The sequence below is a fragment of the Saccharibacillus endophyticus genome (assembly GCF_013185185.1).
Lineage (GTDB): Bacteria > Bacillota > Bacilli > Paenibacillales > Paenibacillaceae > Saccharibacillus > Saccharibacillus endophyticus.
In genome coordinates, this window is the sequence record NZ_JAAZWE010000011.1 from 25755 (window position 1) to 38252 (window position 12498).

8 protein-coding genes are annotated in these 12498 nt (G+C 51.6%); all 8 read right to left on the reverse strand.

The features are described from left to right. Positions 1 to 55: 55 nt before the first annotated feature. A complete protein-coding gene (gene fusA, locus HRQ63_RS24670) occupies positions 56 to 2134 on the reverse strand; it encodes an elongation factor G (RefSeq protein WP_172247786.1) in 2079 nt (692 codons plus the stop codon). Positions 2135 to 2183: 49 nt separating this feature from the next. Continuing rightward, positions 2184 to 2654, reverse strand: a complete 471-nt coding sequence (gene rpsG / locus HRQ63_RS24675) for a 30S ribosomal protein S7 (RefSeq protein WP_018978372.1) — start codon at positions 2652 to 2654, stop codon at positions 2184 to 2186. A 46-nt stretch (positions 2655 to 2700) separates the two neighbouring features. Next, a complete protein-coding gene (gene rpsL / locus HRQ63_RS24680) occupies positions 2701 to 3123 on the reverse strand; it encodes a 30S ribosomal protein S12 (protein ID WP_026293957.1) in 423 nt (140 codons plus the stop codon). A gap of 160 nt (positions 3124 to 3283) precedes the next feature. Further along, the gene (locus HRQ63_RS24685) at positions 3284 to 3532 is read right to left on the reverse strand and encodes a ribosomal L7Ae/L30e/S12e/Gadd45 family protein (protein ID WP_037291593.1); all 249 of its coding nucleotides are present in this window, start codon (positions 3530 to 3532) and stop codon (positions 3284 to 3286) included. A 153-nt stretch (positions 3533 to 3685) separates the two neighbouring features. Then, a complete protein-coding gene (gene rpoC / locus HRQ63_RS24690; RefSeq protein WP_172247787.1) occupies positions 3686 to 7300 on the reverse strand; it encodes a DNA-directed RNA polymerase subunit beta' in 3615 nt (1204 codons plus the stop codon). A 40-nt stretch (positions 7301 to 7340) separates the two neighbouring features. Beyond that, entirely contained in the window at positions 7341 to 10892 is a 3552-nt protein-coding gene (gene rpoB, locus HRQ63_RS24695) for a DNA-directed RNA polymerase subunit beta (RefSeq protein ID WP_172247788.1), read from the reverse strand. Between the two features lie 447 nt (positions 10893 to 11339). Continuing rightward, positions 11340 to 11939 (reverse strand): class I SAM-dependent methyltransferase, encoded by a 600-nt coding sequence (locus tag HRQ63_RS24700; protein ID WP_172247789.1) that lies wholly within the window; start codon positions 11937 to 11939, stop codon positions 11340 to 11342. A gap of 140 nt (positions 11940 to 12079) precedes the next feature. Then, the gene (gene rplL, locus HRQ63_RS24705; RefSeq protein ID WP_037291604.1) at positions 12080 to 12439 is read right to left on the reverse strand and encodes a 50S ribosomal protein L7/L12; all 360 of its coding nucleotides are present in this window, start codon (positions 12437 to 12439) and stop codon (positions 12080 to 12082) included. Positions 12440 to 12498 lie beyond the last annotated feature (59 nt).

A 12498-nucleotide genomic window follows, 5' to 3' on the forward strand; every position in this document is an offset into this window, starting at 1 on the left:
CAATCCGGATGATGAAGTCCCGTAAGATTCGATCATCCGGCGGTGAAAACGAGGATTACTCCCCTGCTTTCGTTTTCGATACGATTTCTTCAGCGATGCTCTTCGGAACTTCTTCATAATGAGAAAGCTCCATCGAGAATACGCCGCGTCCTTGCGTACCCGAACGCAGAGTCGTCGAGTATCCGAACATTTCGGAGAGAGGTACCTTCGCACGGATGATTTGAGCACCGCTGCGGGAATCCATACCTTCGATACGGCCGCGGCGAGAGTTCAGCATACCCATAACGTCGCCCATGTACTCCTCAGGCACGGTTACTTCGACTTTCATGATTGGCTCAAGCAGGACAGGCTTACACTTTTCTTTCGCTGCTTTAAGCGCCATCGAACCGGCGATTTTGAACGCCATTTCGTTGGAGTCGACATCGTGGTACGAGCCGTCTACAATCGTTGCTTTGACGTCAACCAGCGGGAAGCCCGCGATAACGCCGCTCTTCATTTGTTCTTCGATACCCGCAAGTGCCGGTTGGATGTATTCGCGCGGAACGGAACCACCGACAACCTTGCTCTCGAACTGGCTGCCCGTGCCCGGTTCCAGCGGTTCGAACTCAACCCATACGTGACCGTATTGACCGCGGCCACCGGATTGACGAACGAATTTGCCTTCTACGCGAGCCGGTTGACGGAAAGTCTCACGGTAAGCAACCTGTGGTTTACCCACGTTGGTTTCTACCTTAAACTCACGACGCATCCGGTCGATAATGATATCAAGGTGGAGTTCGCCCATACCTGCCAGAATGGTCTGGCCTGTTTCTTCGTCCGTATGAGCACGAAGGGTTGGATCTTCCTCGGTGAGCTTGCCCAGAGCCACGCCCATCTTATCTTGGTCAGCCTTGGTTTTCGGCTCAACCGCGATTTCGATAACCGGGTCAGGGAAGTTCATCGATTCCAGAATAACCGGGTTCTTCTCATCACACAGTGTATCACCTGTGCCCGTATCTTTCAAACCAACCGCTGCCGCGATATCGCCCGAATAAACGATGCTGATTTCTTGGCGGCTGTTAGCGTGCATTTGCAGGATACGACCGATCCGCTCACGTTTGCCTTTCGATGCATTCAGCACGTACGAACCGGATTGAAGCGTGCCGGAGTACACGCGGAAGAACGTAAGTTTACCCACGTAAGGGTCTGTCATGATTTTGAAAGCAAGCGCGGAGAACGGCTCTTCATCCGAAGAATGACGAACAGCTTCCGTACCGTCTTCCAGCGTACCCATGATTGCAGGAACGTCTGTTGGAGCTGGCAGATAATCAACAACTGCGTCCAGCATCAGCTGAATGCCTTTGTTTTTGTAAGAAGATCCACAGATAACCGGGAAAATCTTAACATCGACGACGCCTTTACGCAGGCCGGCTTTGATCTCGTCAACCGTGAGTTCTTCGCCTTCCAGGTATTTCATCATCAATTCTTCGTCCAGTTCCGCAACTTTCTCGATCAAAGTAGAACGAAGTTCTTCGACTTGAGCCAGATATTCTTCCGGAATGTCGACAACTTCGATGTTTTGACCCAGATCGTCTTTGTACATGTGAGCTTTTTGCTCAACAAGGTCAATGATACCGGCAAAATCGTTTTCAGCGCCGATCGGCAGTTGAATCGCTACCGCATTGGCTTGAAGACGTTCGCCCATATCTTTAACAACGTTAAGGAAGTCCGCACCGATAATGTCCATTTTGTTGACGTATGCGATCCGAGGAACGCCGTAACGGTCAGCCTGTCTCCATACGGTTTCAGACTGAGGTTCGACACCTTCTTTGGCACTGAATACGCCTACTGCCCCGTCCAATACACGAAGGGAACGTTCAACTTCAACCGTGAAGTCAACGTGTCCCGGGGTATCAATGATATTGACGCGGTAACCGTGCCATTGAGCGGTCGTAGCAGCGGAAGTGATTGTGATTCCGCGCTCCTGCTCCTGCTCCATCCAGTCCATCGTCGCTGCGCCATCGTGTACTTCACCGATTTTGTGCGTGATGCCCGTGTAGAACAGAATCCGTTCAGTAGTCGTTGTTTTACCAGCGTCAATATGCGCCATGATACCGATGTTACGTGTATTTTTCAAGGAGAATTCTCTTGTCATGAATGGGAATCTCCCTTCAAAATTCAATATTGGTTACTAAGCCGAAATCCTACCAGCGGTAGTGAGCAAACGCTTTGTTCGCTTCAGCCATTTTGTGCGTGTCTTCGCGTTTCTTCACGGATGCACCAGTGTTGTTCGATGCATCGATGATTTCAGCCGCCAGACGCTCTTCCATTGTCTTCTCGCCGCGGTTGCGGGAGTAGTTAACGAGCCAACGGAGACCGAGAGCTGTACGTCTTTCTGGCTTAACTTCGATCGGCACTTGATAGTTCGCACCGCCTACACGGCGAGCTTTAACTTCAAGAACTGGCATGATGTTTTTGATTGCAGCTTCAAATACTTCCATCGGGTCATTGCCCGTACGTTCCTGAATCAATTTGAACGAGTTGTAAAGGATGTTTTGAGCTACACCGCGTTTTCCGTCGATCATGATGCGGTTGATCAGACGAGTAACCAGTTTGCTATTGTACACCGGATCCGGCAGTACGTCTCTTTTGGTAACTGGACCTTTGCGTGGCATGGATATCCCCCTTTCTCCGATAGTTGAACGCCCTCAGGCGCTCAAATTAATTTTTCTTTTCTTTTGGACGCTTAGCGCCGTATTTCGAACGGGCTTGCATACGTCCGTTTACGCCTGCAGTATCAAGAGCACCGCGAACGATATGGTAACGTACACCCGCCAAGTCCTTTACGCGACCTCCGCGAACCAGCACTACGCTGTGTTCTTGCAGGTTGTGTCCGATACCCGGAATGTAAGCAGTCACCTCGATACGGTTCGTCAGACGAACACGGGCATACTTACGAAGCGCGGAGTTAGGTTTACGTGGAGTCATTGTACCTACACGAGTGCAGACACCGCGTTTTTGCGGAGCGCTCAGGTTTGTTTCTTCACGTTTCAGTGCGTTGAAACCCTTTTGCAGTGCTGGGGATTTCGACTTCACGACTTTCGCTTGACGTCCTTTGCGGACGAGTTGGTTAATAGTTGGCATTGTCATTGCCACCCCCTTCCCATAATGGTAAACATCCTTGTTACAAACCGTTCCCTCAAGCCCACAGAGCCAGGTGGTTCATAAAAGAACAAATGAAAGTTTTTGCCCCAAGCGCTTAACGCTCCTGAAACAAAAACGTTCTCACACAGTTATGTCTTTCTCACTTCAGAACCGCAACCATCGCCGCGCCGACTTCGATTCCGCATGCCTTGCCAAGCTCTCGCATGGTTTCGACCTCGGTGATCTTCACGCCGGACTTCACGCACAACGATGTGATCTTTGCGATCATCCGCTGGTCTGCGTCCATGGCTACATAAACTTCAGAAGCTTCTCCAAGTTCAACCGCTCGCACGGTTTGCTTGGTGCCGATTTTAACATGAGCATCCTGAAGTCCTTTATCATTAGACATTCGGCATATCCTCCAAAAGACAGGATTATAACAACCTGCTCACGCACCTTTGCTATATTAGCACTTGGCAGAACAGTATGTCAAGCACAGAATGCAGGGTTTCCAGAAAGATTTCTCTTTCCTTCCACCCCGTTTCCGTTGCTACGTAACGACTTACTCAGTCGTTACGGGCTCCAAAGATTCTTCTCCGCTATCCGCGCCTTCCGGCTCTTCGAAGCGGATGTTGCGATAACGGCTCATACCTGTACCGGCAGGGATAAGCTTGCCGATCAGTACGTTTTCTTTCAGGCCGAGCAATTGGTCGACTTTGCCTTTGATCGCTGCGTCGGTAAGCACGCGCGTTGTTTCCTGGAAGGATGCTGCCGACAAGAACGAATCGGTTTCCAGCGACGCTTTCGTGATACCCAGCAGGATCGGTTTGGCCACAGCCGGATCCTTACCGCTCAGGATGACTTCTTTATTCGCCTTCTCGTATTCGTGCATTTCCACGAACGAGCCTGGCAGCAGCGTCGTATCGCCCGCATCGACGATGCGGATTTTGCGCAGCATCTGACGAATCATGACTTCGACGTGCTTATCGTTAATTTCTACGCCCTGGTTCCGGTATACGCGCTGAACTTCCTGAAGGATGTAGTTCTGCACGCCGCGGATGCCTTTGATGCGCAGCATTTCTTTAGGGTCGATCGAACCGTCAGTCAATTCGTCCCCTGCTTCAATGGTCATGCCTTCGCGAACGCGCAGACGGGAACCATAAGTAACAGCGTACGTTTTGCTTTCAGCCTCGCCTTGAACTTCGATTTCGCGACGATCTTTCGTTTCGCGAATCTCTTTCACGACGCCGTCGATTTCGCTGATCGTGGCCTGACCTTTAGGGTTACGGGCCTCGAACAACTCCTGGATACGCGGCAAACCTTGCGTGATGTCGTCGCCGGCAACGCCGCCGGTGTGGAACGTACGCATCGTGAGCTGGGTTCCCGGTTCTCCGATCGATTGGGCAGCGATGATGCCGACTGCTTCGCCGATTTCGACGTGTTTACCCGTAGCCAAGTTACGTCCGTAGCACTTTTTGCAGACGCCATGACGCGCGCGGCAGCTGAGTACGGAACGAATTTGGAGTTTTTCTACGCCGGCTTTAACGATTTCTTCGGCTTTGTCCGAAGTAATCAGTTCATTGCGACGCGCAATGATTTCATTCGTTTCCGGATGACGAACGGTTTCGAAGCAGTAACGGCCTTCGATACGGTCGTACAGATCTTCGATAACTTCTTTACCATCCTGGATACGGCTGACCATGAAGCCTTTGTCTGTTCCGCAGTCGTCTTCGCGAACGATAACGTCCTGGGCTACGTCGACCAGACGACGGGTCAGGTAACCCGAGTCGGCGGTACGAAGCGCGGTATCGGCCAGACCTTTACGCGCACCGTGCGTAGACAGGAAGTATTCGAGGACCGTCAGGCCTTCGCGGAAGTTCGACTTGATCGGAAGTTCGATGATTCGTCCCGACGGGTTGGCCATCAGACCGCGCATGCCGCCCAGCTGGGTGATCTGCGATTTGTTACCGCGGGCTTTGGAATCGACCATAAGCATGATGGAATTATAACGATCCATGGACTTCATCAGAATGTCACTGATTTGATCCTTGGCGTGCGACCAGATTTCGATAACACGGTCATACCGTTCTTCGTTGGTAATCAGACCGCGGCGATACTGATTCGTAATCACCGAAACCTTTTTATCCGACTCTTCCATCAGCGCTTTTTTCTCCGGCGGAACGACGACGTCAGATACAGCTACGGTTACGCCCGAACGAGTCGAGTACGTGAAGCCGAGCTGCTTGATTTCGTCGAGGATCATAGAGGTTTGAGTCGTCTGGTACACTTCGAAGCAACGTCCGATAATGTCTCCCAGATACTCTTTGCCGATCCCCTTCGTTTGCGGAGCGTTCATGATGCGGTCGGTGACGTTCTCCCCTTTTTCATAGATGAAGAAGTCTTCGGCCACGCCGTCGAACAGGTTCGCGCGAGTTGCATCGTTGATATACGGGAAGCTTGCCGGGAAAATCTCGTTAAAGATAATCCGACCTACCGTCGTAATCAGCATTGCATCTTGCTGCTTATCGGTGAAGCTTGTTTTATTGAGAGCTTTAACCGGAATCGCCACGCGAGCGTGGAGTTCGGCCGTGCCGCGCTGATAAGCGGACACCGCTTCGTTGATGTTGCGCAAAATCATGCCTGCGCCCTTTGCTTGGTTGTTGTCCATCGTCAGGTAATACGTTCCGAGGACCATATCCTGCGAAGGAGTAACGACCGGCTTGCCGTCTTTCGGGTTCAGGATGTTACCGGAAGCGAGCATCAGGATGCGTGCTTCGGCTTGCGCTTCCGCGGACAGCGGAACGTGCACGGCCATTTGGTCGCCGTCGAAGTCGGCATTGTACGCCGTACATACGAGCGGGTGAAGGCGGATGGCTTTGCCTTCGACCAAGATCGGTTCGAACGCCTGGATACCGAGACGGTGAAGCGTAGGGGCACGGTTCAACAGAACCGGATGCTCCTTGATCACTTCTTCGAGTACATCCCAAACTTCAGCGCTTACGCGCTCAACTTTGCGTTTTGCACTCTTGATATTGTGAGCAAGGCCTTTGTTGACCAGTTCTTTCATCACGAAAGGCTTGAACAGTTCCAGCGCCATTTCCTTCGGAAGACCGCATTGGTACATTTTCAGGTTCGGACCTACGACGATAACGGAACGGCCGGAATAGTCGACCCGTTTACCGAGCAAGTTCTGACGGAAACGCCCTTGTTTACCTTTAAGCATATGGCTGAGGGATTTGAGCGGACGGTTACCCGGACCCGTAACAGGACGGCCGCGACGGCCGTTGTCGATCAGGGCGTCTACCGCTTCCTGCAGCATGCGCTTTTCGTTTTGGACGATGATGTCCGGTGCTCCCAGATCAAGCAGTCTTTTCAGACGGTTGTTCCGGTTGATCACGCGACGGTACAAATCGTTCAAGTCGGACGTCGCGAAACGGCCGCCGTCGAGCTGTACCATCGGGCGCAGTTCCGGCGGGATAACCGGAAGCACGTCGAGAATCATCCAGTCCGGATTGTTACCCGAGCTCTTGAATGCTTCGATGACTTCCAGGCGTTTGATCGCCCGGCTTCTGCGTTGTCCCTGCGTAGTACGGAGTTCCTCTTTGAGGAACTCCAATTCTTTATCGATATCCATGTCCTGAAGAAGTTTTTTGACGGCTTCAGCACCCATGCCGGCTTGGAATCCGTAACCGTATTTTTCACGGTAGCTGCGGTATTCTTTTTCCGACAGGAGTTGTTTTCTTTCCAAAGGCGTTTCGCCCGGATCGGTTACGACATAAGAAGCGAAGTAAATGACTTCTTCGAGCGAGCGCGGCGACATGTCCAGCGCCAGACCCATACGGCTCGGAATTCCTTTGAAGTACCAAATGTGGGAAACCGGAGCGGCGAGCTCGATATGGCCCATCCGTTCGCGGCGAACTTTTGCACGGGTAACTTCAACGCCGCAGCGATCGCAGACAACGCCTTTGTAACGTACCCGTTTGTATTTGCCGCAATGGCATTCCCAGTCTTTGGTCGGTCCGAAGATCTTTTCGCAGAAAAGACCTTCTTTCTCCGGTTTGAGCGTACGATAGTTGATCGTTTCCGGCTTTTTGACTTCGCCACGGGACCAAGAACGAATCTTGTCCGGCGAAGCGAGCCCGATCTTGATAAACTCGAAGTTGTTTACATCCAACAAGGAGCAACCCTCCCTATATGCGGTTCCTGATTTTTAAAACTTATTGTTCCGCGCCGACTTCCGAACCCTCAAGGTTGAGGCCCAGCTTATCGCCGCCGGTCGGTTCTTCCTCGTCATCCAGTTCCTTCATTTCGATCTCGTTCTCGTCTTCACCCAGGATTTTGACGTCCATACCCAAGCTTTGCAGCTCTTTGATCAAGACTTTGAACGCTTCCGGTACGCCCGGTTCCGGCACGTTCTCGCCCTTGACGATCGATTCGTACGTTTTCACGCGACCAACCACGTCATCGGACTTCACGGTCAGGATTTCTTGCAAAGTATAGGCTGCGCCGTAGGCTTCAAGCGCCCATACTTCCATCTCGCCGAAACGTTGTCCGCCGAACTGGGCTTTACCACCCAGCGGCTGCTGCGTAACGAGCGAGTAAGGACCCGTCGAACGGGCGTGGATCTTATCGTCGACCATGTGCGCAAGTTTGATCATGTGCATGACGCCGACCGTGACTTCACGCTCGAAGCGTTCGCCGGTACGTCCGTCGTACAGCACGGTCTTGCCGTTACGCTGCATGCCGGCTTCTTCCATCGTATCGAATACGTCGTACTCGTTTGCTCCGTCGAATACCGGAGTCGCGACGTGGATGCCGAGACGCTGCGCTGCCATACCCAGATGGACTTCCAGAATTTGTCCGATGTTCATCCGCGAAGGTACGCCCAGCGGGTTCAGTACGATCTGAACCGGCGTGCCGTCCGGCAGGAACGGCATATCTTCTTCCGGCATGATACGCGATACGACACCTTTGTTACCGTGACGTCCCGCCATCTTGTCGCCTTGGGAGATTTTACGTTTCTGCGCGATATAAACACGTACAAGCTGATTAACGCCCGGTGGCAGCTCGTCGCCGTTTTCACGCGTGAAGACTTTGACGTCCACAACGATACCGTCGGTACCGTGAGGTACCCGCAGGGAAGTATCGCGAACTTCGCGAGCCTTCTCGCCGAAGATCGCATGGAGCAGACGTTCTTCCGCAGTCAGTTCGGTAACACCCTTAGGCGTGACTTTACCAACCAGGATGTCGCCGGCAGCGATTTCCGCGCCGATGCGGATAATACCGCGATCGTCGAGGTTCTTCAGCGCTTCTTCGCCGACATTCGGAATGTCGCGCGTGATTTCTTCAGGCCCCAGCTTCGTGTCGCGCGCGTCGGATTCGTATTCTTCGATGTGAATCGAAGTGTATACGTCTTCCTTGACGAGTTTTTCACTCAGCAGGATGGCATCCTCGTAGTTGTAACCTTCCCAAGTCATGAAGGCCACGACGACGTTACGGCCCAGAGCCAATTCGCCCATTTCGGTCGAAGGGCCATCTGCCAGGATGTCGCCTTTTTTCACGATATCACCCGCGCGAACGATAGGACGTTGGTTGATGCACGTACCTTGGTTCGAACGCATGAATTTGTGTAATTTATAAGTGACCAAGTCGCCTTTGACTTCTTGGCCGTCGACGTTCTCAACGCGGCGCAGCGTAATTTCGCTGGCTGTCGAACGTTCGATGTAACCGTCATGTTTCGCTACGATACATACGCCGGAGTCCTTCGCCGATTTGTGTTCCATGCCGGTACCTACGAGAGGTGCCTTAGGAATCAGCAGAGGCACGGCCTGACGCTGCATGTTCGATCCCATCAGTGCGCGGTTGGAGTCATCGTTCTCAAGGAACGGAATGAGCGCCGTCGCGACTGATACGACCTGTTTCGGCGAAACGTCCATGTAGTCGACGCGATCACTCGGCATTGGCAGGATGTTGTCGGCCTGTTTGTTGTAACGAACGATAACCATGTCATCCGCGAAGGCATCATCTTCAGTCAGCTGGGCGTTTGCCTGAGCGACTACGTAGTTGTCTTCTTCATCGGCTGTCAGGTAATCGATATGCTCGGTCACTTTGTTCGTCTTCGGATCGACGCGACGATACGGCGCTTCGATGAATCCGTACTCGTTAATCCGCGCAAAGGTGGACAAGGAGTTGATCAGACCGATGTTCGGTCCTTCCGGTGTCTCGATCGGGCACATCCGGCCATAGTGACTGGCGTGAACGTCTCGAACTTCGAAACCTGCGCGTTCGCGCGTCAAACCGCCGGGTCCGAGTGCGGACAGACGACGTTTGTGCGTCAGTTCGGCCAGAGGGTTCGTCTGGTCCATGAACTGGGAGAGCTGCGAACTGCCGAAGAACTCCTTAATGGATGCGATAACCGGACGAATGTTGATTAAAGCCTGAGGCGTGATCACGTTCGAATCCTGGATCGACATCCGCTCGCGCACAACGCGCTCCATGCGGGACAGACCGATACGGAATTGGTTTTGCAGCAATTCGCCTACGGAACGCAGACGACGGTTACCCAAGTGGTCGATGTCGTCCGTGTCGCCGATGCCATGCAGCAGGTCGATGAAGTAACTCACCGATGCGATGACGTCAGCAGGCGTGATGTTTTTAACCGACTTGTCGATCAGACCGTTGGCGATGACTTTAACGACTTTGCCGTCTTCGATCGGAGAGAACACGTCGATCGATTGCATAGGAATATCGTTGGCTTCAAGCACGCCGCCGGCAACATGATACGTCTTGACGCTGTGTTCGCTCTCCAGGTAAGGCAGAATCTCGTCGAGGAGACGACGGTCTACCATTTGGCCCGCTTCCGCGATGATTTCACCGGTTACGGTGTCAATCAGCGTTTCGGCAAGCTTCTGGTTGAACAAACGGTTCTTGATATGAAGCTTTTTGTTGATCTTGTAACGACCTACATTGGCGAGATCATATCTCTTCGGGTCGAAGAAGCGAGCAATCAGCAAGCTTTTCGCATTATCCAGTGTAGGAGGCTCGCCCGGACGCAGACGCTCGTAGATCTCGATCAGAGCTTTCTCTGTCGAATCCGTGTTGTCTTTGTCGAGGGTGTTGCGGATATACTCGTCATTGCCGAGCAAATCCAGAATTTCGGCATCGCTGCCGAAACCAAGTGCACGCAGCAGTACCGTTACCGGAATTTTCCGGGTACGGTCGATTCGAACGTAAATGATGTCTTTCGCGTCCGTCTCAAGTTCAAGCCATGCACCGCGGTTCGGGATTACAGTTGCGCTATATGCTTTCTTTCCGTTTTTGTCCACTTTATTATTGAAGTAGACGCTTGGAGAGCGAACCAACTGACTGACAATAACCCGTTCCGCACCGTTTATGATGAACGTACCGGTTTCGGTCATCAGCGGGAAGTCGCCCATAAATACTTCCTGCTCTTTGACTTCGCCCGTTTCCTTGTTAATCAGGCGGACTTTCACACGAAGCGGTGCCGCGTAAGTTACATCACGCTCTTTGGCATCGTCTGTCGTGTATTTCGGCTCCCCGAGGCTGTAATCGATAAATTCCAGAATCAGATTTCCGGTAAAGTCCTGGATTGGCGAAATGTCGTGGAACATTTCCCGAAGGCCTTCCTCCAGGAACCATTCATACGATTTCTGTTGAATCTCGATCAGATTCGGAACTTCGAGCACCTCATGAATCCGCGAATAACTCCGCCGAGTGCGTCGACCATATCGAACAAGATGTCCCGTCAACTATACTCACCCCTCAATGTCTACTCAACTTTAGGCACTTTTTGGATGAAAAATGCCGAGTTTAAAAATTCCATTGCAGCCCTTACTTTGAATCACGTATAATGAATTCAAAACGAGCATGCCCCTTACATGCAGAAAAGCCCTTATCGAGTTATTCGAAAAAAGAGCGGCGCAAGAACGGGTCATAAACCAAACTTTGCAAAATAAAACGTCGCTGCATGTCTTTCACACTGTCGTCGAAAAACCCAAGATAAAGCCGCAACTGCACATCAAAATATGAAGCCCCAAACAAAACCGCACTTCCTTTGCTGTTTTGCGGAGCCACTCACCATTTTAATATGCTAAAGCCACGTAGGGCATTCTATACTGACATTTTATAACTATAACACGGCCAAACTCGCAGGTCAACCCCACTTTGCTATTTTCTCAAAAAGTTCGTTTTCTGCACTAAAGACTTTTTAACGCCTTGTAAATTCGATATCCTTTATCCTTCGTAACCTCATCCACCTGTTCAAACAATTCTTCAAGTTTCGCTTTTGCCGAAGGCGCTCCCTGCTTTTTCTGAATAACGATCCACAGCGAACCTCCAGGCTTCAAGCATGCGCTTGCCTGTTCAAACAGTCGATGCACCGTCTCTTTTCCCGCACGGATCGGAGGGTTACTGATAATAACATCAAATCGTTCCTGCGATACGGCCTCAAGCAAATCGCTTTGCACGGCTTTTGCCTGCGGTACGCCATTGGCTGCTGCATTCTCGCGCGCCAGCTCAATCGCCCGTTCATTCACATCCAGCATCATAATACTTGTCGCACCCAAAATTCCTGCCGCAATACCGATGGGTCCATATCCGCAACCAACATCCAGTACAGAAGCTTTTTCCGGAATTTCCAATGCGTCAATAAGCACTCGGCTACCGTAATCGAGTCCGCTTTTGGAAAAGACACCGGCATCCGTCACCAATCGAACCTTCTTGCCACGCAGTTCAACTTCAATCGTTCTACGATCATGTTCGGCGGTAGGGCGGTTCGTATAGTAATGATCCGACATTTGCTTCAACCCCTTTATCATCGATCGAAGACTTACGCGCTTTTCACGAGTTTTCGAGAAACGCACCAAATAAGAGAAAAGACCCCCGAAGCAGGATAACTTCGAGGGTCTGCCCTGTGTAATTCTTTATTGAAAAGAAATTACTTAACTTCTACTGCAGCGCCAGCTTCTTCAAGCTTAGCTTTGATCGACTCAGCGTCTTCTTTAGAAGTTTTTTCTTTGATTGCTTTTGGAGCGTTGTCTACAACTTCTTTCGCTTCTTTCAGGCCAAGACCTGTGATTTCGCGAACAGCTTTGATAACGTTGATCTTCGAAGCGCCAGCGCTTGTCAGGATAACGTCGAACTCGGATTGTTCAGCTTCTGCTGCTACTGCGCCGCCTGCTGCTGCTACTGGAGCTGCTGCAGTTACGCCGAATTCTTCTTCGATTGCTTTAACCAGGTCGTTCAGTTCCAATACAGTCATGCCTTTGATGGCTTCAAGGATTTGCTCGTTGCTCATGATTGAACCTCCATTTGGGTATGTGGGATCAGCCGGTTAAGGCTGTCGATTTTGTGAAA